The sequence below is a fragment of the Streptococcus orisratti DSM 15617 genome (assembly GCF_000380105.1).
GTDB classification, from domain to species: Bacteria; Bacillota; Bacilli; order Lactobacillales; family Streptococcaceae; genus Streptococcus; species Streptococcus orisratti.
Window position 1 is genome coordinate 130096 of sequence record NZ_KB904448.1, and the last position, 23939, is coordinate 154034.

Annotated in this window: 25 protein-coding genes and 1 pseudogene; 2 read left to right on the forward strand and 24 right to left on the reverse strand. The window is 39.8% G+C overall.

Going from position 1 to position 23939, the window contains the following annotated elements:
• Nucleotides 1–3: 3 nt before the first annotated feature.
• The 8 genes from A3I7_RS0100725 to cpsA are packed head-to-tail and all read right to left on the reverse strand — an operon-like array spanning nucleotide 4 to nucleotide 7727.
• A complete protein-coding gene (locus tag A3I7_RS0100725) occupies nucleotides 4–795 on the reverse strand; it encodes a DUF4422 domain-containing protein (RefSeq protein ID WP_018374870.1) in 792 nt (263 codons plus the stop codon).
• Between the two features lie 12 nt (nucleotides 796–807).
• A complete protein-coding gene (glf, locus tag A3I7_RS0100730) occupies nucleotides 808–1917 on the reverse strand; it encodes a UDP-galactopyranose mutase (protein WP_018374871.1) in 1110 nt (369 codons plus the stop codon).
• A gap of 9 nt (nucleotides 1918–1926) precedes the next feature.
• Complete coding sequence (locus tag A3I7_RS0100735; RefSeq protein ID WP_018374872.1) at nucleotides 1927–3387, reverse strand: flippase; 1461 nt, start codon at nucleotides 3385–3387, stop codon at nucleotides 1927–1929.
• A gap of 52 nt (nucleotides 3388–3439) precedes the next feature.
• On the reverse strand, nucleotides 3440–4078 hold the full coding sequence (locus A3I7_RS0100740) for a sugar transferase (RefSeq protein ID WP_018374873.1): 639 nt from the start codon (nucleotides 4076–4078) through the stop codon (nucleotides 3440–3442).
• Nucleotides 4079–4110: 32 nt separating this feature from the next.
• Nucleotides 4111–4809: a tyrosine-protein kinase gene (locus A3I7_RS0100745; RefSeq protein WP_018374874.1), complete on the reverse strand. Its 699-nt coding sequence runs from the start codon at nucleotides 4807–4809 to the stop codon at nucleotides 4111–4113.
• Nucleotides 4810–4824: 15 nt separating this feature from the next.
• The gene (locus tag A3I7_RS0100750; protein ID WP_018374875.1) at nucleotides 4825–5511 is read right to left on the reverse strand and encodes a Wzz/FepE/Etk N-terminal domain-containing protein; all 687 of its coding nucleotides are present in this window, start codon (nucleotides 5509–5511) and stop codon (nucleotides 4825–4827) included.
• A 12-nt stretch (nucleotides 5512–5523) separates the two neighbouring features.
• A complete protein-coding gene (gene cps4B / locus A3I7_RS0100755; RefSeq protein WP_018374876.1) occupies nucleotides 5524–6255 on the reverse strand; it encodes a capsular polysaccharide biosynthesis protein Cps4B in 732 nt (243 codons plus the stop codon).
• Between the two features lie 2 nt (nucleotides 6256–6257).
• Complete coding sequence (gene cpsA / locus A3I7_RS0100760; protein ID WP_018374877.1) at nucleotides 6258–7727, reverse strand: LCP family glycopolymer transferase CpsA; 1470 nt, start codon at nucleotides 7725–7727, stop codon at nucleotides 6258–6260.
• A 262-nt stretch (nucleotides 7728–7989) separates the two neighbouring features.
• Between cpsA and A3I7_RS0100765 the strand changes: the two genes are divergently transcribed.
• Nucleotides 7990–8901 carry a LysR family transcriptional regulator gene (locus A3I7_RS0100765; RefSeq protein WP_026217056.1) on the forward strand — a complete coding sequence of 304 codons (912 nt, stop codon included), beginning with the start codon at nucleotides 7990–7992 and terminating at the stop codon, nucleotides 8899–8901.
• 172 nt (nucleotides 8902–9073) lie between these two features.
• Here A3I7_RS0100765 and A3I7_RS0100770 read toward each other — a convergent pair whose 3' ends face one another.
• The 9 genes from A3I7_RS0100770 to rpiA all read right to left on the reverse strand — a co-directional run bounded on the left by A3I7_RS0100770 (nucleotide 9074) and on the right by rpiA (nucleotide 16230).
• Nucleotides 9074–9853, reverse strand: coding sequence for a hypothetical protein (locus A3I7_RS0100770; protein WP_018374879.1), 780 nt, complete (start codon nucleotides 9851–9853; stop codon nucleotides 9074–9076).
• Nucleotides 9853–10563 (reverse strand): purine-nucleoside phosphorylase, encoded by a 711-nt coding sequence (gene deoD, locus A3I7_RS0100775; protein ID WP_018374880.1) that lies wholly within the window; start codon nucleotides 10561–10563, stop codon nucleotides 9853–9855. Before deoD ends, A3I7_RS0100770 begins: the two co-directional genes overlap by 1 nt.
• A complete protein-coding gene (locus A3I7_RS0100780) occupies nucleotides 10520–11809 on the reverse strand; it encodes a chloride channel protein (protein ID WP_018374881.1) in 1290 nt (429 codons plus the stop codon). Before A3I7_RS0100780 ends, deoD begins: the two co-directional genes overlap by 44 nt.
• On the reverse strand, nucleotides 11793–12497 hold the full coding sequence (locus A3I7_RS0100785) for a glutamine amidotransferase-related protein (protein ID WP_018374882.1): 705 nt from the start codon (nucleotides 12495–12497) through the stop codon (nucleotides 11793–11795). The genes A3I7_RS0100780 and A3I7_RS0100785 overlap by 17 nt, the downstream gene beginning before the upstream one ends.
• A gap of 40 nt (nucleotides 12498–12537) precedes the next feature.
• On the reverse strand, nucleotides 12538–13347 hold the full coding sequence (locus A3I7_RS0100790) for a purine-nucleoside phosphorylase (RefSeq protein WP_026217057.1): 810 nt from the start codon (nucleotides 13345–13347) through the stop codon (nucleotides 12538–12540).
• A 126-nt stretch (nucleotides 13348–13473) separates the two neighbouring features.
• The gene (locus A3I7_RS0100795; protein WP_018374884.1) at nucleotides 13474–13848 is read right to left on the reverse strand and encodes an MmcQ/YjbR family DNA-binding protein; all 375 of its coding nucleotides are present in this window, start codon (nucleotides 13846–13848) and stop codon (nucleotides 13474–13476) included.
• A 10-nt stretch (nucleotides 13849–13858) separates the two neighbouring features.
• Nucleotides 13859–14215, reverse strand: coding sequence for an arsenate reductase family protein (locus A3I7_RS0100800; protein ID WP_026217059.1), 357 nt, complete (start codon nucleotides 14213–14215; stop codon nucleotides 13859–13861).
• Nucleotides 14216–14217: 2 nt separating this feature from the next.
• Nucleotides 14218–15429 carry a phosphopentomutase gene (locus tag A3I7_RS0100805; protein WP_018374886.1) on the reverse strand — a complete coding sequence of 404 codons (1212 nt, stop codon included), beginning with the start codon at nucleotides 15427–15429 and terminating at the stop codon, nucleotides 14218–14220.
• A 129-nt stretch (nucleotides 15430–15558) separates the two neighbouring features.
• Entirely contained in the window at nucleotides 15559–16230 is a 672-nt protein-coding gene (gene rpiA / locus A3I7_RS0100810) for a ribose-5-phosphate isomerase RpiA (RefSeq protein ID WP_018374887.1), read from the reverse strand.
• A 158-nt stretch (nucleotides 16231–16388) separates the two neighbouring features.
• On the opposite strand from rpiA, the gene mnmE reads away from it, so the two are divergent.
• On the forward strand, nucleotides 16389–17762 hold the full coding sequence (gene mnmE, locus A3I7_RS0100815) for a tRNA uridine-5-carboxymethylaminomethyl(34) synthesis GTPase MnmE (RefSeq protein ID WP_018374888.1): 1374 nt from the start codon (nucleotides 16389–16391) through the stop codon (nucleotides 17760–17762).
• Nucleotides 17763–17844: 82 nt separating this feature from the next.
• Here the strand turns inward: mnmE and A3I7_RS0100820 are convergent, their stop codons facing one another.
• From A3I7_RS0100820 to A3I7_RS0100855, 7 genes and pseudogenes are all read right to left on the reverse strand, one after another.
• A complete protein-coding gene (locus A3I7_RS0100820) occupies nucleotides 17845–18360 on the reverse strand; it encodes a hypothetical protein (RefSeq protein ID WP_018374889.1) in 516 nt (171 codons plus the stop codon).
• A gap of 175 nt (nucleotides 18361–18535) precedes the next feature.
• Nucleotides 18536–19726, reverse strand: a complete 1191-nt coding sequence (locus A3I7_RS0100825) for a chloride channel protein (RefSeq protein WP_018374890.1) — start codon at nucleotides 19724–19726, stop codon at nucleotides 18536–18538.
• Nucleotides 19726–20079 (reverse strand): potassium channel family protein, encoded by a 354-nt coding sequence (locus A3I7_RS0100830; protein ID WP_018374891.1) that lies wholly within the window; start codon nucleotides 20077–20079, stop codon nucleotides 19726–19728. Before A3I7_RS0100830 ends, A3I7_RS0100825 begins: the two co-directional genes overlap by 1 nt.
• A gap of 11 nt (nucleotides 20080–20090) precedes the next feature.
• Nucleotides 20091–21607: pseudogene (gene cls, locus A3I7_RS13000) on the reverse strand (cardiolipin synthase).
• Nucleotides 21608–21625: 18 nt separating this feature from the next.
• Entirely contained in the window at nucleotides 21626–22144 is a 519-nt protein-coding gene (locus tag A3I7_RS0100840; protein ID WP_018374892.1) for an HdeD family acid-resistance protein, read from the reverse strand.
• A 77-nt stretch (nucleotides 22145–22221) separates the two neighbouring features.
• A complete protein-coding gene (locus A3I7_RS0100845; protein WP_018374893.1) occupies nucleotides 22222–22848 on the reverse strand; it encodes a TetR/AcrR family transcriptional regulator in 627 nt (208 codons plus the stop codon).
• A 462-nt stretch (nucleotides 22849–23310) separates the two neighbouring features.
• On the reverse strand, nucleotides 23311–23895 hold the full coding sequence (locus tag A3I7_RS0100855; protein ID WP_018374895.1) for a uracil-DNA glycosylase family protein: 585 nt from the start codon (nucleotides 23893–23895) through the stop codon (nucleotides 23311–23313).
• Nucleotides 23896–23939: the final 44 nt, after the last annotated feature.

Genomic DNA, 23939 nt, shown 5'->3' on the forward strand with positions numbered 1-23939 from the left:
TCCCTAAAAACTCTTACCATATTTTTTCCCTAGGAACTTAGCTTCTAGGAATGATTTCCCTTTATTCCAAAGATTAACATTTTCCATATACATGAAGGGAACTTCTTTGATAGTTACATCTTCTTTCTTTAACCATACATTAAACAAACGCTCACTCACGCGTCCAAATAATCGTGCATCAAATGCTGAGTAGCCACTAATATCTAAACATTTATAAAGTTCATCTATAATTGGAAAAAGCCATGAACAGTAAGTATTGACTAGCTCTTTTTTCATAATAAACATATTGAACATGTAGCCACTACGTTGTTTCATTACATCGTCAAAACTCTCTAAATAATCTGGCGACAACTCTTTAACAATTTGTCGTGTCAGATCTAGATGGTTTGAGTCATGTGTATGAGCATAATGTGAGTAAAGTGTCTCAATATAATACTTACGTTTCTTAGGAACTATGACATCTGCCTCGTCCAATAATTTGTCAATATCGTTTTGGGACAAAATAACATCGTCAATTTTAATGTTTTCATTATAAGATTGACTCTTCTTTGTAAAATATCTACGATAGTGCACTAGACCTAAATAATCACAATCAAGATTTTTCCAAGCCCAGTACAAACCCGTCAACTCACAGTAGTAAGGATTGAGGTTTGAAATATTGTCACCAGTATTATCACCGACATATCCCAAATCATCCTTACCTTCTCGTCCAACATGAACAGGAAGGTAAAGTTCAGAATCTTTAGGCATTCGAAATTTCTTATGCGTTGCAATAATCAGTTTAACGTTTTTCAAGGATATCTCCCCTTATTTCACTTCACTTCTCACACATTGTAGTGCTGCTGCAATGACTTGATGCATGTCGTAATAGCGATATTGTCCAAGACGACCGCCAAAGATGACATTTCCTTGTTTTTCAGCCAGCTTTTTGTATTCCTTATAGAGGTGGTTGTTACGATCATTGTTGACTGGATAGTAAGGTTCATCACCTTTCTCCCATGTTTTAGAATGTTCTTTGGTGATGATAGTCTTTTCTTGTGTACCAAATTCAAAATGTTTGTGTTCAATAATACGTGTGTAAGGTGTCTTCGAGTCTGTATAGTTAACTACTGCATTTCCTTGATAGTTATCTGTATCAAGAGTTTCGGTTTCAAATCGCAGACTACGATATTCAAGCTCTCCGAGTTGATAATCAAAGAATTGGTCAATCATACCTGTAAAGACAATTTTAGGAAAATCTTGCAAATATTGTTCCTTATTTTCAAAGAAATCGACACCAGTCTCAACATCAATATTATCATGCGCCAACATTTTTTCAACAATTTGCGTATAGCCTCCAATCGGAATACCTTGATAGGTATCATTGAAATAGTTATTATCATATGTCAATCGTACTGGTAAACGGCGGATGATGAAAGATGGCAATTCCGTACAAGGTTTACCCCATTGTTTTTCTGTGTAATCTTTAATCAGTTTTTCGTAGATATCTGTACCAACTAATGAGATGGCTTGTTCTTCCAAATTTTCAGGTGTTTTACCATTTAGAACTGCACGCTGTTCTTCAATTTTAGCTTGTGCTTCTTGAGGTGTGACAACTCCCCAAAGTTTGTTAAAGGTATTCATATTAAAAGGCAGATTATAAATTTCACCCTTGTAGTTTGCAATTGGTGAATTAGTATAGCGGTTAAATTCTGCAAATTGTTGAATATAGTCCCAAATTTCCTTATCAGATGTGTGGAAAATATGTGCACCATACTCATGCACCTGAATACCTTCAACTTCTTTGGTGAAAATATTACCAGCAATATGATTACGCTTTTCAATAACCTTTATTTTTTTTCCTTTTCTAGCCGCTTCATGTGCAAAGATTGCGCCAAACAACCCTGAACCAACAACTAAATAATCATAATTTGACATGTCATTCTCCTATTTTTTTACATATCTCACTAAGTACATAGTAAAATCTTCTTTTAAGAATAAATTTATAATTCCGTAAATCGTACCAAAAACTGTTGCTGAAATCAACAGTACTAGAAAATCTGACATCCTCTTAAACACCATACTAACGATCAAAGAAACAATGGAAGCTAAAAGAGTTGCCAATAAATTTTTGTAAATTTTAATGTCCGAAATAATTAAATTTAGGAAATCTCGCAACACATAAATTTGATATATTGTTACAAACAACTCTGCAACTAATGTACCAAATGCTGCACCTGAAGCACCAAATTTAGGAATACAAATAGCGTTTACAATTAAGTTGATAACTGCTCCAAAACTAACAGACTTTAAGACATCGTTCTCTCTATCCATTGGTACTAGTATTTGAATACCTAGTAAATTTGAAATACCAATTAGAAATAAGGTTGGCATAATAATCTGCATAGGCACAATTGAACCAGTATAAGCATTACCAGATAAGAAATAAATACCTTCTTTTGCAAACAGAGTAAAGTAGACCCACAAAGGAATAGAAATAAAACAGACAAACTGCAACGATCGTACTGTCAAAATTTTAAAGTCTTTATCCCTACCTTCTTTAATATAAAATGATAATCTCGGCAATAACACTGCTCCCATAGAGGTTACTAAGCTTACGAGAATCGTTTTAATTTTAACGGCAGCATTGTAATAACCTACCGCTTCATCTCCCTTCATGAAACCAAGCATAACAGAATCGAGATTGGTATAAATGGTTGTTGCCACAGTCATCATAAAAAAACTAAATATTGGTTTGATGTGTTGAGATAAGTTCAGGTTAGAATACCATTTAAGATGCAAAAACTTTCTTAAATTGATAAAATTAAAAAAATTTGATCCCACACTAGCTAGAATCGTAATTGCCCCATAAATGACATAATCACTCCTTTGATGAACCAAAAGAAACATCAGGATAAGCGAAATAAATTTTAATATAATAGACCTAATGGTAATGTATGAATACTGTTCTAGTGCTTTGTATAGCCACTCACAACCTATTAGATTAAATACCAACATAGCAATATTAATCATAAATAGAGTTTTATCTTGAGTCATACGAGGTACCAAAAAAATAGCCAATACGTAGGTAATCAGTGATAACGTCATTGCTATGGTGTTGATAACCATAATTTCTTGTACTGTCTTGGATAATTTTTCTTTGTTATCTCTAACCTTCGCACAAGCTCTAATCCCATAGGTGGGAATCCCTAACATCCCAACCATAGCAAAATAAGAAACAATTGATGTTGCGAAGGCAACCTTTCCTGTTCCTACTGGCAATAAGACACGAGAAACATAAGGGAAAGTTATTAAAGGAAAAATAAAATTAGATATTGTTAGAATGAAATTCATAACAATATTTAACTTAATTGAATTATTATTTCGAAAATGATTTTTATTTAACATATTCACTTTGCTTACATCATTTTAAAACTTTTAAAAAGTCTCGATTATATCGTTAGTGCGCTCCTTCCCGCGTAAATACTTTTTTTATCGTCAAAAAGAAAATTTTTAAATCTAAAACCAAAGACTGATTTCTAGGATAATAAAGCTCAAGTTCACAACGTTCTGGATAAAACACCTCACTTCGGCCAGAAACTTGCCACCAACCAGTAGCGCCTGGCTTAACAGACAATAATATTTTCTGTTCTTCGGCAGTGTACTCTTCCAACTCTTTATCAAGAATTGGCCTTGGTCCAATAAAACTCATATCACCTTTTAGAATATTTACGAATTGTGGAAATTCATCGATACTAGTTTTACGAATAAAGTTACCAATACTTGTCAACCGTGGATCTTCATTGGCTGGCAATTTATAACTATTTTGAATATATTTTTTATACAATTCCTCATCTGACTTTAGTACTTCTTCAGCATTTTCCACCATAGACCTAAACTTAATAATCTTAAATTTTTTTCCATACTGACCATTTCTCACTTGTGTGAAAAATATACTCCCCTTGTATCCCTTCATTTTATAAACAACGAAGATTATAAAAGAAATTGGAAAGACCAACACTACAGTCCCTATGAGTCCAATAATAATATCCAGAAATCTTTTGATAGTATGATAAAGAATATTATTGTTTGTCTTCACCTTATAAAACTCCCATTTTAGCTTTTCTTATTTTATTTAGATTTTTTACCATAGTTGCCATAGTCTCCATAGCTACCGTATGCCCCATAGCGTTCAAGAGTATTGTTCACCTTGTTTAGAATTATCCCTAGGAACTGTGTTCCACTTTGTTCCATTTGTTCGACAGCTTTTTGAACAAACCTGCGCTTAATAGCACCCGCTTCAGTGACCAAAATACTGGCATCTGCATTGTTTGCGATAATAGCCGCATCAATGACCAAACCAATCGGTGGTGTATCAATGATGATATAGTCGTATAGACTACGGACAGTCTCTATCATTTGATGAAAATTGTCGTTTTGCAACAACGATGTCGGGTTAGGTGGTACCTGACCAGCTGGAATAATCATCAGATTAGGCACACTGGTATCACCAATAACATCTGACAACTCTGCATTACCAGAAAGGTAGCTGCTGAGTCCTTGATAACTGCTATCTGCTTTGAAGGTTCCAGACAAAACTGAATTACGCGTATCAGCATCAATCAAAAGAGTGCGAAAACCAGCATTAGCAAAAGAAATAGCAAGATTAACCGAAGTTGTTGATTTCCCTTCACCGGGCTGTACCGATGTAAGCGCTAAAACTCTTAGTTCACGACCACTAAACTGAATGTTTGTTCGGATGGAGTTGTAATACTCCTCTGCCTGATGCATTGTCTGAGCTTTAGCCCTCACAAGTTCAAATTGTGACATTAATTTATCTCCTCTCTACATCTTACTCATATCTGGCACGATACCAAGCAAAGTCAAACCTAAAACTTCCTCAACATCTTCTGCACGACGGACACGATCATCCAAGATTTCGCCAAGCAAGACACCTACTACAGCCAAGAATGCTCCTACTAATGCCCCCAATACAGCATTACGCTTGATGTTTGGTGAGGAAGGTTTATCAGGAACTTCTGCTTCTTCAAGTGTTGTCACATCCTGCACTTTGGTAACGGTTTTGATTTTCTCAGAGGATACCTTTCGAATGCTGTTAGCCAATTTTGCTGCTTCCTTGGGATCTTGATTTTCAACTGAAATGGCAATTAAGCGTGTGTCAGTTGGGATTGACACTGAAACCATTTTTGATAACTGTTGTGTTGAAAGATTTGACTTTGCATCAGTAATGACATCTGATAAAACTTCGGGGGAATTGATAATTTCTTTATAGTCATTGACCAAATATGAACCAGCCTGAAGGTCTTGGTTAAGGTTTGAATCTCCAGATTGATTAACTACATAAATCCGTGTTGTTGCAGTGTAAGATGGTTTAAGTATAAAAATACTTCCTAATAGAGACAGTGTTCCCAAAAATAAGGTAACAAAAATAATTAAGAATTTCTTGCTCCAAAGTTTTTTCAAGAGTTGAAGGACGTCAATTTCAATACTTGCATTGTCTTTCGTGTTCATAGTTTCTCCTATTTACAGATAATTATTTTCTAACAAAGTTTGAGGGTTATTTTTAAAAAGATTATGGGCGCGTTTTTTGCCAAATTCTTTAAAAATGATCTGATAAGCCTCTTTCATGTAAGGTTTACGCTCACCAGTATTGTGCATATCACTTGCGACACAATGAACCAAATCTTCTTCTAAAAAGTAGCGTGCACGCTTTTTAAAAACCTTATACTTGTCTCCAAAAAGTTTTTGTTTAAGCACATGCGAACTATTGATTTGAGTATAACATCCCATATCAATCAATTCTTTGACACGTTCTTTGTTAGATTCCAGAGCATTATAGCGCTCAATGTGCGCAACTATGGGGGTCACGCCCTGCATCAACACTTGACTGAGTCCTGTATGAATTTCTTTCCAAGGTGTTGTCATACTAAATTCAACCAAAGCAAAGCGTGTCCCATTCATCCGAGGTACTTGGTTTTTAGATAATTTTTCTGGGATATCATTGCTGTAGTAGAGTTCCCCACCAAAGCAGAGTGTTAGATCATCATAGATTTTTTCGACTTCTTCTTTGACGACTGAAAAATTTGCAAAAATCTTTTCTTCTGGCGTTTCAAACATCCCTTTTCGTCTATGTGATGTTGAGACAATCGTTCTGACCCCCTGTGAGTAACTCTCTTTAATAAGGGCTAGACTCTCCTCTAGTGTGTCTGGACCATCGTCAACGTCAAAAATAATGTGCGAATGAATATCAATCATACTTATTTTCCTTCTATCGTATCCTTGATAGCCTGTGAAGCCGTTGCGACACTGGCTTGATCAAGTTGCATCATATATAGACTAGCTGTCGGCATTGCGTATGAAGTTAATTGACCTGTTGAGCCTGTTCCAGTCACAGCTTGTGAGGTTACAGTAAACTTACTTCCAGATGATAACTGAGTGTTAGCCAAACTCATCATTGCATCTAGCGGCATGTTGGTTTGGACAGAATCTTGTAAGCCATTGATAATAGCTGAGAAGTTAGAAATTGAATTTAGCGAAGCTAACTTGTTCACAAGGGCAGCAATGACCTTTTCTTGATTCTTGCCGCGATCATTATCTCCACCTTGTAGTGAGTAACGTTCCCGAACAAAAGCTAAAGCCTCTTCCCCTGTCTTCAGAGTAATATTCCCAACCTCAAATGAGAATTTATTGTTTGTATAACTTGTGAAGGCTTGGTCATTATAAACTTCAACACCACCTACAAGATCTATTAACTTTAAGAATGTTGTGAAATTGATACGTGCATAATAATCAATATCAATACCATAAAGATTTTCGAGTGTCTTCTCAGAAGTTTCGACACCATAAATCCCTGCGTGTGTGAGTTTATCATACTGATCGCCTCCACCATCTGGAATTTTAACATATGAATCCCGTGGGGTCGTTGTCAATAGAATCTTATGAGTATTCATATTTACAGTCATAATGATATTGACATCTGATCGAGATACTGTAGAGATTGAGCCATAGGTATCAATCCCACTAATGTAAATATTGAAAGAGTCAGCATTTGCCTGTTTGGCATCAGTCGTCACTTTCTTAGTTATTTTGTAAGTGTAAAGAGTTTTTAGTGATGAGGCGTAGTCGGGATAGTTCATCTCTAAAAGACTTGAGTAAGCACTGTTGAGAACCATAGCCTGACTGCTGCCATTTTTCAAGTTTTCATAGGCCACTTGATAGGAATCTACAGATTCTGGTGTCAATTCCAAACCTTTGTCTGTACGAATTTGTGTCATTAACTCATCAATGTTATTCTTGTCAGCTCCTGTGGGTGCTTGCAAGCTTGTTACTTCTGAAAGATCATTTAGCGAACTATCGGCTAATGTGACAACACTCATCTCAACTTCTGAATAGGAAGCAGTCTCATTAAATTTACTAGTAACATCAATAGCCGATTTAAATCCAAAAAGTGTCACACCTGTCAAAATTGTGAAAAAAACCAGGACGATTCCAGTTAGAACCTTAGCTTTCTTGAATATGATTGCGAGAAGGCTCAAGATAAAGATAGCAACCAAAACTCCTGTATAAATAACATTGATGTTATGGAAGGCCAGAAAGTTGTACCGATAAGTCATATAGACAACAACTCCCCCTAAAACTGTGAAGAGTGCTAACAAGGCAAGATTGACAATCATGGCAGTGGTAGATACTTTACCCGACTTCTTTCGACTTTGTGAACGTTTGGTCATTACAGTCTCCATTTCTTAAATATATCTTAATCCACAGTATAATATACCATTTAACTTACATTTTTTCAATTCCTTAAAAATTCTTACAGTTTTCTTAATTTTTTAAACAATTGTCAAAAGCCCTTAAAATCAGTATTTCATGATAAGTTAGAAACTTTCTGGCAGTCTTTGTTACATTTCCATGACAAATGTAATTTCTTCTTTTTTATCAAAAGGGTTCTAAAAGCTTGCCACAATTGGCATTTTGAGCTAAACTAATGCTATGAGAATCCAACAATTACACTACATTATAAAAATCGTTGAAACAGGAAGTATGAATGAAGCCGCCAAACAGCTGTTTATCACTCAACCTAGTCTTTCTAATGCCGTTCGTGACCTTGAGCGAGAGATGGGAATTGAGATATTTATTCGTAATCCTAAAGGAATCACTCTCACCAAGGATGGGGTTGAATTTTTATCCTACGCTCGTCAAATCATTGAGCAAACAGCACTTCTGGAGGAGAGATATAAAAGTAAGACGACTACGCGTGAACTTTTCAGCGTATCGGCTCAGCACTATGCTTTTGTTGTCAACGCCTTTGTTTCCTTGTTAAAAGGAACTGATATGTCTCAGTATGAGCTTTTTTTGCGTGAGACACGAACCTACGAAATTATTGATGACGTCAAAAACTTTCGTTCAGAAATCGGAGTTCTCTTTTTAAACAGTTATAATCGCGATGTCCTAACTAAGTTGTTCGATGATAGTCATTTGACCTACACGAGTTTATTTAAGGCACGCCCTCATATTTTTGTCAGTAAATTCAATCCTTTAGCTGATCGTCAGATGGTTTCGCTTGAAGACTTGGAAGATTTTCCTTATTTGAGTTACGATCAAGGGATTCATAATTCTTTCTACTTTTCAGAAGAAATTATGTCCCAGATTCCTCACAAAAAGTCTATTGTCGTGAGTGATCGCGCAACTTTGTTCAATCTTTTGATTGGACTGGATGGGTACACAACTGCAACCGGCATCCTCAATAGCAACCTCAACGGTGACAATATCGTGTCTATCCCACTTGATGTTGAAGATATGATTGACATTGTCTATATCCGTCATGAAAAAGCCAATCTTTCTAAGATGGGAGAGCGCTTTATTGAATACTTACTTGAAGAGGTTAAATTCGATGCCGACTAATCTAATCCTCCTTGAAACTCGAAACCTCGCCTGACTGGCTTGTTTTGGAAAATTTAAGTCATTTTTATTAAATATAAGTGCCACTCCAACTAAATTGGAATGGCGATTTTTGTAAGGATGTAAAGTCTCTTGTGTAGGCATACTATAATAACTTACTGTTAATGTTAGATTGTTAAAAATTATCAATAGCTAGATTCTCTTTGATGATAGCATTAACTCTGTCAAAATAAAAGTGTTTCCGATCGTAATGTATTCCAGCAAAGATTGCCAAATCTATGATTTTATTTAGAAAAGCCTGAGATGAGAAGTTTGTTGTCCGATGTAATTCCTCTTCGTCAAAAGGTTTGATAAGGTGAGCAAGTGGATTGCGAACAGATTTTTCAAAGTCTCTAAGTTCCAAAATTAATTTCTTAATAGGTTTAGGAAGGCTAGTAAATTGTAAGAAATCAGCCAAGCTTTTAGAGGTTACTTTACCATCACGGCGAATTTTAAGGTAGTCATTAAAAATTTGGTAGTTACTCTGTTTCATTTTCAAGAAAAGCCATGTGTCATATTGATCATTTTTGGCATCATGAATAAATTGTCTGATATCTGGTACTTCTTTTTGCACTAAGCGAAAAAATAATCTGTACAAGATAGGACTGACTGAGCGGACAAAGTCTATGATTTCTCCATTTTTGACCTTGGCTTCAAGATCAAAGATGTAATTGGCTAAAAGTTCTTCCTCATAGGCGTTAGAAATCAGCTCAAAGTTGTAAAAGTCTTTGATTGTTTGATTTTCTAACCTATGTTTAAAAACAAAATCAATGTTCAACTCTCTGCGCTCTTTCAGCATTTCCAGAAGATAGAGGCTTTGCTCAGGAAAATTTGGAACTTGCTCTGCGATTTTCCAAGCATGATTATAAGCATAGACATCCAAGAGGATGTCTATGTGTTCATAGTTGTGAGACATCAGTCAGCGATGAGCGTTTCTAGCCCAACTGTCATCATATCGGTGAAAGTTGTTTGACGTTCTTCGGCAGTTGTATCCTCTTCTGGGTGGACAAGACTGTCAGAGATAGTCATAATACCAAGTGCTTGAACATGATGTTGGGCTGCAAGATAGTAAAGAGCGGCAGCTTCCATTTCAATGGCTTTCACACCAAGAGTTCCCAGTTTCATGTTACGTTCTGGCATATTGGAGTAAAAAACATCAGATGACAGTACGCTACCGACATGTGTTGTCATCCCTAGTTTTTTGGCAATGTGGTAGGCAGTATCCAAAAGTTTGAAATCCGCAATTTGTGGAAAATCATATTCTGGGAAATCATTTCGAATGATGTTTGAATTCGTTGCTGCAGCTTGGGCAAGAACCAGTTCACGCACATGGACATCTGGATCAATAGAACCTGCCGTTCCGACACGGATTAATTTGTTAACACCATAGTCAACGATCAACTCACGCACATAAATAGAGATGGATGGCATTCCCATACCTGTTCCCATCACAGAAACACGGTGACCTTTATAAGTTCCGGTATAGCCAAGCATCCCCCGAACATTGTTAAAACATACGGCATCCTCAAGGAAGTTTTCTGCGATAAATTTGGCACGCAAGGGGTCTCCTGGAAGTAAAATCTTATCTGCGATTTCGCCTTGTTTGGCTTCGATATGAATTGACATAATAGTTCCTTTCAATGTGTTCAATAATCGTTTTTGTAGCAAAGGCTACGATAACTGCGAGAAGTAAAATTGGAAGAGCAGTGAAAGATTGTCCCGTAAACGACACAACCAAACCAACAGCTGTTAAGGGAGCATTCATGGTAATGGTTAAGAAGACACTTGAACCAATTAACATAGCCGAAATTAGCGATAACTCTGGAAAAACAACCTGACACAGCACTGCAATCAAGAATCCTAGGACGGCGCCTATTGAAAATGATGGCGTCAGAGTACCTCCGTAAGCCCCATTTTTCAGCGTCAGCAAAACAAGTACAGCTTTAATAACCACGCAAGCTAAGGCATACCACACACCCGTCCCATCAAAAACAGCTTGTGCTAAAGCTCCGCCATTTCCCAAAATCTCCGGAAAATAGAGAGAAAAACATGCAAGAAGTAAAAAGGTTAGGGGAAGTTTCCACAAAATGCTTTTAGTCGTTACTTTGCTAGCTTGGGCTTTTTGGGTGAGGTGGCGAAATAGCTGCGCTAAGGGGGTGATAAGAATGGCTAGAAGCACTGCAAGACCGCATGTTTTAGCATCGAGCACGACTTGTCCCGATTGATAAAGTGGTGTGTCTGGAATAACCGTTCCCGCAATGAAACTAGCTAGAATCACTGTGCCTGAAACTGAAATAAGGTTCAAAAATGATAGCCCTAAACCGAGTGTTTCAAAAGCAAAAAAGATACTGGCAATCGGTACCTGATAGACAGCTGCCAACCCTGCTGACGCTCCACAAACGATAGCGAGCCTTCGGTCTTTTAAGGTCAATGCCATTCGGTCAGAAATACGACCTGCTCCTAAAGCTCCAAGCTCTCGTGGCGCACCTTCTTTACCAATAGGTGAACCAGCTCCGACTGAAGCCACTTGAAGAAAAATATGTATCAAGTGTATCCAAAGTATCGGACGGTCGCCGTCATCAGCAGCCTTTAGTTGTGATTTGATTGAGATAATTTGACGATTTTTATCTTGTAAAACAAACCAAATGAATGCTGAAATACTACCAGCTAATAGTATGATGGTAAATTGTAGGGTTGTGACAGGCTGTGCCCCTGTACTTTCCCCATGACCAAAAATCATCCCTTCAACCAATTCTAGTAAGTCATGAAGTAAAATGCCACCTACTCCTGCTACTATACTAGTTAAAAGGAGTGTAATGCTAAAACGTAACCAGTAAGCCCTCTTTTTAAATTGTTTATTCTGTGAAAGCATCTAAAAATTGTTCTAAAACATGATTCATTTCTGAATAATCGTAGGCTAAAATATCATGTTTAGCTTGAAGATATGAATGCGTCTTAACTTGTTCATCATAATCAGCCTCTTCTGCCAAAAGTGCTTCAACTAAGGGTTTTGAAAACTCTAAATGGCATTGAAAAGCATAGTGTTTATCACTGTATTTGACAATCTGCCTCGGGCATCCTTGACTGACCGCTAGTACCTCACTCGTCTCAGTCAAACCAGGCATATCACCGTGCCAATGACCGACTGTCAAACCTTGTCCAAATGTTTTTAGTCGCTCATCTGCCAATCCAGAGCCAGTAAGAACAATCGAAAAGTTGCCAATTTCTTTTTCAGGACTGTGTTCAACTTTTGCGCCATAGGCTTCGCCCAATAGCTGAGCTCCCAAGCAAACTCCAATGATAGGTTTATCAGCCGTGATAAATTCTTGTATCAAAGCAATCTCAGCTGCTGCATCAAAATAAGGGCATTCAGCAAGTGTCGTCCTAGGGCTTTGTGGACCACCCATAACAATTAACATGTCATAAGCGGAAGAATCCTTTGGCAAACGCTCTCCCTCATAAAGCTTGGTTAGGCTAAGTTCATGACTACGGTTCCTAGCCCACTCCCAGTAGGCTCCAGGTGCTTCAAAAACTTCGTGTACGATAAAATGAATCTTCATCAGAACTCCTAGTATTTCAATACTATTTTTTAGTGTCAGACTATAAAGCTGCTAAAATATCTTTTACAAGGCGCTTAAAATCTTCTTTGATTTGCTGAGTAACCGCAACGACTTCTTCATGGTTGAGTTCAGATTGGAAGCCAGCCGCAAAATTGGTAATGGCTGAAATTCCCAAGACCTTAAGGCCTGAATGAGCCGCTACAATGACTTCTGGTACAGTTGACATACCAACCGCGTCTGCACCTAGTGTCTTAAAGGCACGAATTTCTGCTGGTGTTTCATAGCAAGGCCCAGAAACGCCAATATAAACCCCATCATCTAACTTGATTCCAATCTCATCAGCCACTTCGTGAGCAACTTTGCGGTAATCAGCTGTATAAGCATTTGACATATCAGGGAAACGTGGGCCAAATTCATCTAGATTTTGACCAATCAATGGGTTTTGACCAGTCATGTTAATATGATCCGTAATAGCCATCAATGTGCCCGGTCCATATCCAATACCCCCTGCAGCGTTGGTGACAATGGCACCCTGACAGCCTAGAGCCTTCATGACACGGACTGGGAAGGTCACCACTTCCATGGGATTTCCTTCGTAGAAATGGAAACGTCCTTGAAGAGCCAAGACCTTGCGGCCTGCCAAATCCCCATAAACCAGCTTTCCAGCATGGCCAACAACGGTTGACTTGCCCCAGTTTGGAATATCGGCATAATCAATGATAATGGCATTTTCGACTTCTTCTGCCAATTCACCCAAACCTGACCCCAAAATCAGGCCAAACTCAGGTTCGGTGAGTCCTTTCTCCACCAAAAAGTCTTTTGTTTCAATAATTTTTTCTAAAAGTGACATAGAATTAAGATACCAAGCCCCACAGACGTGCAACGCAAAAATCATCTTTCTTGCACAGCTGATAGGGCGTGTTCAGTTAAATTCTTAACCAAACATTCATTCCTTTCAACATTTTTGTAATATTGTTCATTTTTCCAATAAGGCTGCTTGAACCTTTTTAGGCAACTTGCTGACAACGAGCTGGTAGGAGCTTGTAATGAGTGAGGCCAGCATTTCTTTACGAATCTCATCCGAGGTCAAATCAATGGAATTCCAATGAACTTTATTGGTGTAATAACCTGGTCGGATAGCTTGATAGCTTGCGCGCAGTTCTTCATTGACCTCGGGTAAATTTTTTAAGGTAATAAAACTTTTTCCATCAGACTTGGCTGACAGCAAACCAAAATACTTGCCTGCAATATCAAAATAGTAACAATCCCAATCTTCACGATAATAAACTTGAGCACCTGCTAGTTTATTCCCCTGAGCTATACAAAATTCAACCATTTCTTCCACTGACATAGTAGCCTCCTTACAAATACTCCGACCAGTCATATTCTGGCATTTTTTCTTGGATAATTTCAAGTGGTCTGCAGAGAAAAGCTGCATCTTCTCTTTCAATAATGGGTCTGTTGAGCAAGGTTGGATTGTCAACCATCAACTGAAGGAGGTCTTCTTCGGAGAATTGGGACTGTTCTTCTGGTGACAATCTGATGAGGGCAAAAGGCCGAGCTTCCATTTTAGCCAGAAGTCGCTCCATGTCTAGTCTTGAAAGGGGATTTTCCAGATAATTGACCCAGTCAACTTCCAGCCCTTGTCCGGCTAATAGCACTTGTAATTTCTTACATTTGCTACAAGCAGGGTTGAAATACACTCTCAGCTTTTCCATGATTATACTAAGCTCTGTAGGAATGACTCCCCAATCATAGCAGTATCCACACCAAAATTGTCTGCAATTGTAGCCGAGATATCTGCAAAATGTCCTTGTGGAATGACGCCGTTACCAGTAAATAATGGGCTGTAAGCCAGAAGGGGAATGTATTCGCGGGTGTGGTCAGTTCCAGCATAAGTCGGGTCATTACCGTGGTCAGCTGTGATGAGCAGCAAATCATCTTCTTTCATAGCTGCTATGATTTCTGGCAAACGGTTATCAAACTCATGCAAGCAATCACGGTAGCCGTGCGCATTGCGACGATGTCCGTAAAGAGCATCAAAATCTACAAGGTTCGTGAATGAGAAACCATAAGTGAATTCTTCCAACTTCATGGTCTTAATCAAAGTGTCCATACCATGGATGTTTGATTTGTTGTGCCCCATATCATGGTTAATACCAGCACCATTGAAGATATCGTTGATTTTACCAACAGCATAAGTATCAATACCAGCTTCATTAAGTTTATCTAAAACAGTTGGTGCAAATGGTGAAACAGCCAAGTCACGACGATTAGCTGTACGCGTGAAGTTACCAGGCGTTCCTACATATGGACGAGCAATAATGCGTCCAAGAAGAGCTGGGCGTTCTAAGGTAATGCTGCGTGCATACTCACAAATTCTGTACAATTCATCAAGCGGAATGACATCTTCGTGGGCAGCAATTTGCAAAACTGGGTCAGCTGATGTGTAGATAATCAGCTCACCAGTTTCCATTTGGCGCGGACCAAAGTCATCAATAACCGCTGTTCCTGAGTAAGGTTTGTTAGCTTCACGGATAACTTTGCGTCCTGAAAATGCTTCAATCTTTGTGATGATTTCTTCAGGAAAACCATTCCAGAAGGTATCAAATGGTTCCGTGATATTCAGCCCCATGATTTCCCAGTGGCCTGTCATCGTGTCTTTACCAAGTGAAACTTCCTCTAACTTAGTGGCATAACCTGTTGGATTGCTCTCAGATGGAACAGTTTTCAATGGTGTTTCACGTGGAATATTTCCCAGACCGATTCTAGCCATATTTGGCACATCAAGACCGACTGTTTTTGAAATGTGTCCCAGTGTATCTGATGCACCATCTGGAACGCCGGCATTGACAAAATTGTTGGCATCTGGCGCAGCACCAATTCCAACAGAATCCAAAACAACGAGGTGAATACGATTAAATTTAGACATTATTTTTCTTTCTAAGGGTGGTTACGGTTAGCACCCAGAACCTATATATGCTTTAGCTTACTTGATATAATCCAAGCACCACTTGCAACAAACTGCCTATTACTAAAAGTAAGTAAAAGGACTAAGAAATTACTTTTCTAAAACTTGAACGCCATTTTTACCAGCAACGATAACCTTATCAACCATGCCATTAAAAAGACCATGTTCGACAATTCCTGTCATAGCTTTAAGTTCTTGACCAAAGGCAACAGGGTTTTCAATGACACCAAGATCAAGGTCAATGATATAGTTTTTCATATCAGTAACAAAACGCTGACCATCCTTCTCACGAAATGAAGGCTTGTAGCCTTTTGCTGCAAATTCACGGAAGATACGCTCCGCACCATATTGAACCACTTCTACTGGCAATTTAAAAGCGCCAAGTTTTTCAACCATCTTACTCTCATCGACCACCCAAATGTATTCTTTAGTTGGCGTTGCCACAATTTTTTCCATAAGGAGTGCACCGCCGCCGCCTTTAATCCCATTAAAATCTGGATCAACTTCGTCTGCACCATCAACGGTGATGTCAATACAATCAATTTCGTCAACTGACTTGAGTGGAATACCAAGACTCTTAGCCTGAGCAGTTGTCTGACTTGAGGTCGTCACCCCAATAACATCAAGCCCTTCTTCTTGAACTCGACGTCCAATTTCTGCCACAAAATAATAGGCAGTCGAACCAGTGCCAAGACCAACCGTCATACCATTTTTAACATACTTCGCTGCTGTAACTCCAGCAAGTTTTTTTAGTTCTTCCATTTGTCTCTCCTTGTGAGGCTTGATTATTTTCTCCAATTACATATTATAGCATTTTGAGTTCTTTTTTGAAAACATTTTCCTCCCTCCTTCGTTAGATAGAGGGTTTACTCACTCTTCATTTTCTTGCTTACAAAGTTCTTTTGCGTTACAATAGTCCTATGATTACTAAAGAATTCGATACAATTACTGCTATCGCTACGCCTCTCGGAGAGGGAGCAATTGGTATAATCCGTCTCTCTGGTAGCGATGCACTAGCCATTACCAAAAAAATCTTCAAAGGAAAAGACCTCAGCAAGGTTCCTTCTCATACTTTAAATTATGGGCATATCGTTGATCCGCAAAATGGTGAAGTCCTTGATGAGGTGATGATTGGTGTCATGTTGGCTCCTAAAACTTTTACACGCGAAGATGTGGTGGAGATTAACACCCACGGTGGTATTGCGGTGACCAATGAAATTTTACAGCTAGTTTTGCGCCAAGGCGCAAGAATGGCAGAGCCGGGTGAGTTTACCAAGCGTGCCTTTCTTAATGGCCGTGTAGATCTGACTCAAGCCGAAGCTGTCATGGACATTATCCGTGCAAAGACAGACAAAGCCATGAATATTGCCGTCAAGCAACTAGATGGATCACTTAAACAACTGATTGACAACACGCGCCAAGAAATTCTCAATACCTTGGCTCAAGTAGAAGTTAACATTGACTATCCAGAGTACGATGATGTTGAAGAGATGACGACTGCTCTCATGCGTGAGAAGACACAAGAATTTCAGGCTCTTCTGGAAAATCTTCTACGAACAGCTCGCCGTGGTAAGATTTTGCGCGAAGGTCTTTCTACAGCCATCATTGGCCGACCAAACGTTGGTAAATCAAGTCTGCTCAACAACCTTCTTCGTGAAGAAAAAGCCATCGTTACCAACATCGAAGGCACCACTCGTGATATCATCGAAGAATACGTCAATATCAAAGGCGTTCCTCTCAAACTTGTTGATACCGCTGGGATTCGCGAAACAGATGATGTCGTTGAAAGAATTGGTGTTGAACGTTCCAAAAAAGCCCTTAACGAAGCTGACCTTGTGCTACTTGTCCTCAACGCAGCAGAAAAACTCACTGAACAAGACCGTACTTTGTTAGAACTCAGTCAAAATAGTAACCGCATCATCTTGCTCAATAAGACTGATTTACCAGAAGTCATTGAAGTTGATGAGTTGCCTAGTGATGTCATCCGTATTTCTGTTTTGAAAAACCAAAATATTGACCTTATTGAAGAACGTATTAATCAACTCTTTTTTGATAACGCCAACATCATTGAACAAGATGCTACTTACTTATCAAACGCCCGCCACATTTCTCTGATTGAAAAAGCTGTTGAAAGCTTGCAAGCTGTGAATGATGGCCTAGAATTAGGCATGCCTGTTGATCTTCTTCAAGTAGATCTGACTCGCTGCTGGGAAATCTTGGGAGAAATCACTGGTGATGCCGCACCAGAAGAACTCATTACACAACTCTTTAGTCAATTTTGCCTTGGAAAATAAAATAAAACGGAGACCATAAACTGTTTCCGCTTTACTTTTTTATAGACGTGGTTATCGTGTTTCTGTTGAATAAACCGTTATTTTAACTAACACTCTTGATTCGTTTAGCAGCCTTTTTGCTAAAATTTTTGAGACGTTGTTTTTCCTCCGGCCAAATCTTGGTGACTCTATCAACGGCAATGATAAAAACAATCACCGCTGTATAATCCTTAACATTAGCAATCAGTCCTAGACTTTCCGCAACTATCAGTAAGAGGTAAACACTGAATAAAATGGTCCGTTTTGGAAGTGCCATTAAACATTCAATACCTGCTTTATAACCTAGATAAATCTGATGATTGAGACCTTTTGAACGCTGTAAACGTTGATTGAGAAATGCTCTAATACGAGCATAGAACCAATCTGATGTGAAAAAGAGAGATTGAATTGCGATAGCTATCCATTCAACGTTATTGGCATATTTTTCCTCTAAACCTAGTAAACGTGCTACAATATAGGCCCATGCACCGTTATCAATACAAATATAAATTGAAAAATAAACCACTGCCCCTGCAATCAAAATCAAGGGCAGCGCTTTTATGATCGTTAAAAATTTCATTAGCTGCTCCCAATAACTTATATTCTCCGAAATCCAAAACGCACTTTCTCAACTCATTGAAGTATAGCTCAGAATCATCTATCATTTTGATTTTCATTTCATTATAATATGATTGAAAAAAGAAAGCAAGCTAGAAATTCGCCTAAATATGAATACATTTTCAGAAATTAAGCTATCAAACTCCAGTCTTTACTTTTGTACCCAACCACCGCAAAATGAAGATGAGGATGAGGGCAATGGGCCAGAGTTTGACCGGGAAAAAGAGGGAGATAAAGATACCCGCCAGCCACTCCTTCTGCAGCAAGGTGACCGCCAAGGAAAGGCTGACCACCAGAACGACAAGGAGGGGATCATAGCCCGGCAGCAACTGAGCGAAGGCAAAGCCCTGCAGGATACTAGCAAAGGTGATAGGAAAAATATCCCCACCTGTCCAGCCTGTTTCCAGACAGACTTCTAAGAAAATCAGTTTGAGGAGGGACAGGCCAAACAAAACTAGGACTGGCAGCTCCAGACCCATCTCCACAACTGAGTGCATGGCATGCTGGCCTGAAAAGAGCAAGGAGGGAGCAAAAACAGCCACTCCAAAGATGGCAGCTGCACCGATTAAGATTTTTCCAATCAGAGGCAAAGGCAATTTCTTCAAGCTTCCTTTTATCTTTTTCATCAGCCAACGATAGATTGTACCAAAGAGGAGGCCGTAGAACATGAGGGGCAAAATCAGAACCAACTCCGCCGCCTGCCACTGGCTGTCACCCAGCTTGGTGATAAAGGAAGGCTGCTCGGTCATCCGCATCAGCAGGACAAAAATAATCAGGCCGTTGACAATGAAGAACAAGCGCTTCTTCTTATCCGTTCCCTTCTGACTGGCTGGATAGGTCAGCAGGTATTGACTGGGATGGAGAAGCCTCACTAACCTGTCTTTGAGGGACAGGTGCTTCAGCTGCTCTCTATTAGCTTCCAGGTAACGGAGCTTGTCCGCCTGCCAGATGGAGTAGGCAATGACTGCACCCAGCAAGGGAGACTCTGGCCCAACTCCTGCTCCCAAGACAAGGATAATCAGGGCCAAGACCAGGCTGCGCCAAGTATGGCGGTAGTTGACCGTCTGCTCTTCTTTCAGCTCCTCCATCAGCTCATGGCTGCTTCTAGGCAGACTCCCCCACTTTTTCTTAAGTGCAAAGACCAAGAGGCCGCCCACCAAGAGCAAAAAGCCTTTATAAAGGCTGGGAAAGGGCACAGAATGCCCCCAGCTTTCCCAGAGCAGATGGCTGCCAAATTTTTCAGCCATCAGAAAGAGAAAGGAAACTAGGGCAATCAGACTGCTCAAGCAGAAGCCAGAAAGCAGGATCGTCACATTTTGTTTCTTCATCACTTTTGGTCATCCTCCTTGGGCAAGAGCTTGTTCATCTCCATGTAGTAGGTCACCACAATCCCTGACAGACAGCCGAAAAAGAGGAGGCCGTAGAGAGACAGGATAACACTGACAATCCTGCCAATAGCGGTAGTCACCACAATGTCTCCATAGCCAGTCGTGGTTGAGGAAACAAAGCAATACCAAATACTGTCACCGAATGTCTCAATGGCAGGTTCAGTAAAAAGCAAAATCAGGGCTGCCAGAAAGAGATAACAAACAAAGGACAGGATAAACTTGGAAAAATGGGTTACCTTGACAATGTGCCACAAGACCTGCAAGGGTTTCTTTTTTCTAAGATTAGCTTTCATGGTATTTCCTCCTAAAAGAGCGGACTCAGTACTCTCAAGACAGCCTGACCTGTCCGTTTCAGCAGTCCTTCTCCCAGCTCCTTCAACTGCACTTCTTCACTGACCGCAAAGGTTTCGAGATAGTCCTGTTTCAAGTCCTTGAGCGCATCCACTTCATAGAGGAAGGTACCGCATTCAAAGTGCAGGTAGAGACTGCGGTAGTCCATGTTGATGGTCCCAACGACACCGACCTTATCATCTGCCAGATAGCTCTTGGCATGAATAAATCCCGGCGTATAGCGATACAAGCGAACGCCTGCTTCCAGAAGCGGTCGGAATAAGATTCAGTCAGGGTGTAGACAGCCTTCTTATCTGGAATTTTTGGCACTACGATGCGGACATCCACTCCTCTTTTGGCCGCCATGGTCAGAGCCAGTGTCATTTCATGGTCGATAATCAGATAAGGGGTAAAGATGTAAACATAGTCCTTGGCATTCCAAAGAATATCCATATAAAGGTTCTCTGAAATCAGCTCCTCATCCAGAGGCGAATCGGAGAATGGCTGCACATAGCCCTTGGCCCTTACAGACTTCCTAGGCAGATAGGCCGCAATATCGGTCTGCTCCTTGCGGCAGGCATCCCAGACCGAGAGGAACATGAGGGTCAGTTTGGCAACCCCATCCCCTTCCAAGCGCAGACCAGTATCCTTCCAATGGCCCAATTTGCTGTCCACGTTGATATATTCATCCGCGATGTTGATGCCCCCGTTGTAGGCCACATCGCCATCAATGACTAAGATCTTGCGATGGTCGCGATTGTTCATCCCCAAGGCTAGGTAAGGAACCATGGGGTTAAAGGTTACCACCTTGACACCTTGACTCTCCAGCTCGGCCTTGAAGCCCTTTGGCAAGACCATCAGAGAACCCAAATCATCATACATGACACGGACATCCAGACCTTCCTGAGCCTTGCGAATCAGAATTTCCTTCATCCCATCCCACATTTGACCTTGGCCGACAATGAAATATTCAAAGAAGATGAAGGACTGGGCCTGCTCCATATCTTTGAGCATGGAAGCATACATGTCCTCACCCAGTTTGAAATAGGCCACATCTGTGTTGCCATGGCGGGCATAGGTGCCCTGACTGGCAATGTAGTCCGAAATACCCTTGACCTCATCTGCTATTGGGAGGTTTTGTTGCGGGTAGCTGACTTGCTCTAGCTGCTGCTCAATGCGGGCTTCTGACTCTTGGATGGCCTTTCTCAGCTTTTTAGCGGGCTGCTTGTTGGCAGAGATTAAGTAAAGAAAGGTTCCAAACATGGGCATGAGGCCAATCAGGATGAGCCAGCCAATCTTGTAAACTGGATTATCCTTGGAGCTGACAATAGCCAACATCATGAGGACACTGACAAGCCCAAAAATAGCTGTAATCACCGTGGAGTAACTTCTTAACTGGTAGAAAAAGAGCAAGAGCCAGACCAGTTGTAGCGAGAGCAGAATGGCCCCGATGGTCACCTTGTTAAAGAGGATATTTTTCAGCTTCTCCATATTGGAACCCTCCTTGTCTTATGCTTTTTTAGATTTGAAATAGAGAATGATACTCACAATACCTTGATAGATAAAGACAAAGGCTATGGTATAGGTCACAAAGATACCTGTCATGAGTGGGTGGCCCATCATGATGATCCCTGCGATAATACCCAGAATACCTGTCCAAAGAAGAGTATTCCCCAACTTCTTGTCCGCTTTTTTCACTTCAAAACTCATAATGGTTTTTGAAATACCTGTAAAGAGAGCCCAGAAAGCAAAGATGAATGGGATGAAGGTGACTTTTTCAAGGAAACTTCCTGAAAAGAGCCAGAAGGACAGCAATACAGTCATAATACCACTAAAAAGGTCCCAGCCACTCTTTTCATCAGCTGTAAAGAATTTGATAATTTCAGAAATTCCGTTAATCATAAAGATCAAGGCAAACAAGAAAGCAAAAGATAAAAGGCTTAGAGCGGGATTGACCAAGAGATATAGACCTGCCAGAATAGATAAAACTCCTGCTAAAATGGACAACCATGAATATTTTTTCGACATTATTTTTCTCCTAACTATAAATAGTGTATATCGTTTTCTTTTCTTTTTATGTTGAGGACAAACCTCATACTGGACGTCTAATCATGAATCCCCCCTTTCTCTTTATCGTCTAAGATGCCGTAAATCATCAGATGGAGAACCTTGTTGAGATCTCTTTCATATTGGCTAGCTAAAGAGGGAGACTCAGCTGACCCGCTGGCTGTCAGGTAGTAACTCCTAAAAAGCTGCTGGATAAAGGTCAGGTAATCCATAGCCTGTTCTTGACTGATATGATCTTTAAGAGTGGACTCCGCCAATAATTTTTCTGAAACCTGGCGATTCAAATCCTCAAAAACAGCCTTTTCCTTTGCCACTTCCTCGGCGATTTCTGCTGGAGTCATCAACCAAGCTTCAAAAAAAATATGGCTATGGTGAGGAAAGGCCTTGGAAAAGCGATGACGGCGTTCCACATAGTCTGCCAGACTAGGCACTTCCCCCGACTCTCCGCGAATCATAGACACAGCCTTGTGGAAACTCTCTCTAACGCAGGCCAGATAGAGTTCTGTCTTCCCAGCAAAATTGTGATAGAGAACCCCTTTTGAAATCTTGTGATTTTTACAGAGCTCATTGATCCCAAAGGCCTTATAGCCCTTTTGAGAAAACTCGAACAGGGCTGCTTCAATGATGCGTTCCTGAGTTAGCTTGGTCTTTAACTCTTTTTTCATCCTACTTCTCCTAAGCTTTTTTACAATTATAGACCATTTAGTCTGTAATGTCAAGCGTATCTGTACCAATATATAACAATCATATTAAAAATGAATCTGGAGACATATATCAAAAAAACGTCTCACATATCAATATGAGGCATTTTTGGTCATATCAGTAAACTTGATTCTTTTGGAGTACAGATGGAGACAGGAGCAATGCAGGTCATCATCATGTTTCTGAGTTCTAAAACAGTAGATAACATGGGTGGTATCAGCGATGTGCTACAAGAAATGTGTCAATATCTAAGAATCTGTATACACAAGTGAAGTACTTATTGATAAGAGATAGTTTTTCGCTAATCAAGGCAGGTTGTTGAGAGAATACTGACTGTATTTTGAAAAAAACTAACGATGAGTAGCTTAAAAACTAGCCTTCGATAGAAGTGCTGAACTGTGAATGCAGGTTCTAAGTATTATCGATTACTCCTCTAAAATTTTCCATACCAGCTGTCTTAATTCTGGTATGACCTCATTTTTAAACCACGGATTTTTCTTCTGCCAGATATTATTCCGAGGTGAGGGGTGAACCAAAGGAAAATAGTCTGGTAAAAACTCTTTATAGTTTTTAACATTATCAGTCAATTTTATGGATGATTTTTGTCGAAGATAATAATGTTGAGCATAACTTCCGACAAGAATAGTCAGTTGAATATCTGGCAACTCTGCCAAGATTCTATCATGCCATTTCTCCGCAAATCCTCTACGTGGAGGGAGGTCACCTGACTTACCGGTGCCCGGAAAATAGAAATCCATAGGAATAACTGCAAAATAACCAGATTCATAAAAAGTCTTGCGATCCACCCCAAGCCAGTCTCGCAAGTTATCACCAGAAGGATCATTCCAGTAGAGACGCGACTCCTGAGCACGAATACCTGGTGCCTGACCAACGATATTTATTCGTGCGGTCTTAGGCGCTGCAAAAAGTGGTTCAATACCAGCCTTAGTAAATGACTGATTTTGTGAATCAGCCATAATATCTAAAATAATCTTATCAAGTGATGTCATCATTTTCTCCTTACCATATAAGTTAAAAGAGCTAAATCATTGTC

Coding starts and splice junctions, on each gene's coding strand:
- glf (WP_018374871.1), bottom strand. CDS start 1,917: ATGTCAAATTATGATTATTTAGTTGTTGGTTCAGGGTTGTTTGGCGCA.
- A3I7_RS0100735 (WP_018374872.1), bottom strand. CDS start 3,387: ATGTTAAATAAAAATCATTTTCGAAATAATAATTCAATTAAGTTAAAT.
- A3I7_RS0100745 (WP_018374874.1), bottom strand. CDS start 4,809: ATGTCACAATTTGAACTTGTGAGGGCTAAAGCTCAGACAATGCATCAG.
- A3I7_RS0100750 (WP_018374875.1), bottom strand. CDS start 5,511: ATGAACACGAAAGACAATGCAAGTATTGAAATTGACGTCCTTCAACTC.
- cps4B (WP_018374876.1), bottom strand. CDS start 6,255: ATGATTGATATTCATTCGCACATTATTTTTGACGTTGACGATGGTCCA.
- cpsA (WP_018374877.1), bottom strand. CDS start 7,727: ATGACCAAACGTTCACAAAGTCGAAAGAAGTCGGGTAAAGTATCTACC.
- A3I7_RS0100765 (WP_026217056.1), top strand. CDS start 7,990: ATGAGAATCCAACAATTACACTACATTATAAAAATCGTTGAAACAGGA.
- A3I7_RS0100770 (WP_018374879.1), bottom strand. CDS start 9,853: ATGTCTCACAACTATGAACACATAGACATCCTCTTGGATGTCTATGCT.
- deoD (WP_018374880.1), bottom strand. CDS start 10,563: ATGTCAATTCATATCGAAGCCAAACAAGGCGAAATCGCAGATAAGATT.
- A3I7_RS0100780 (WP_018374881.1), bottom strand. CDS start 11,809: ATGCTTTCACAGAATAAACAATTTAAAAAGAGGGCTTACTGGTTACGT.
- A3I7_RS0100785 (WP_018374882.1), bottom strand. CDS start 12,497: ATGAAGATTCATTTTATCGTACACGAAGTTTTTGAAGCACCTGGAGCC.
- A3I7_RS0100790 (WP_026217057.1), bottom strand. CDS start 13,347: ATGTCACTTTTAGAAAAAATTATTGAAACAAAAGACTTTTTGGTGGAG.
- A3I7_RS0100795 (WP_018374884.1), bottom strand. CDS start 13,848: ATGTCAGTGGAAGAAATGGTTGAATTTTGTATAGCTCAGGGGAATAAA.
- A3I7_RS0100800 (WP_026217059.1), bottom strand. CDS start 14,215: ATGGAAAAGCTGAGAGTGTATTTCAACCCTGCTTGTAGCAAATGTAAG.
- A3I7_RS0100805 (WP_018374886.1), bottom strand. CDS start 15,429: ATGTCTAAATTTAATCGTATTCACCTCGTTGTTTTGGATTCTGTTGGA.
- rpiA (WP_018374887.1), bottom strand. CDS start 16,230: ATGGAAGAACTAAAAAAACTTGCTGGAGTTACAGCAGCGAAGTATGTT.
- mnmE (WP_018374888.1), top strand. CDS start 16,389: ATGATTACTAAAGAATTCGATACAATTACTGCTATCGCTACGCCTCTC.
- A3I7_RS0100820 (WP_018374889.1), bottom strand. CDS start 18,360: ATGAAATTTTTAACGATCATAAAAGCGCTGCCCTTGATTTTGATTGCA.
- A3I7_RS0100825 (WP_018374890.1), bottom strand. CDS start 19,726: ATGAAGAAACAAAATGTGACGATCCTGCTTTCTGGCTTCTGCTTGAGC.
- A3I7_RS0100830 (WP_018374891.1), bottom strand. CDS start 20,079: ATGAAAGCTAATCTTAGAAAAAAGAAACCCTTGCAGGTCTTGTGGCAC.
- A3I7_RS0100840 (WP_018374892.1), bottom strand. CDS start 22,144: ATGTCGAAAAAATATTCATGGTTGTCCATTTTAGCAGGAGTTTTATCT.
- A3I7_RS0100845 (WP_018374893.1), bottom strand. CDS start 22,848: ATGAAAAAAGAGTTAAAGACCAAGCTAACTCAGGAACGCATCATTGAA.
- A3I7_RS0100855 (WP_018374895.1), bottom strand. CDS start 23,895: ATGACATCACTTGATAAGATTATTTTAGATATTATGGCTGATTCACAA.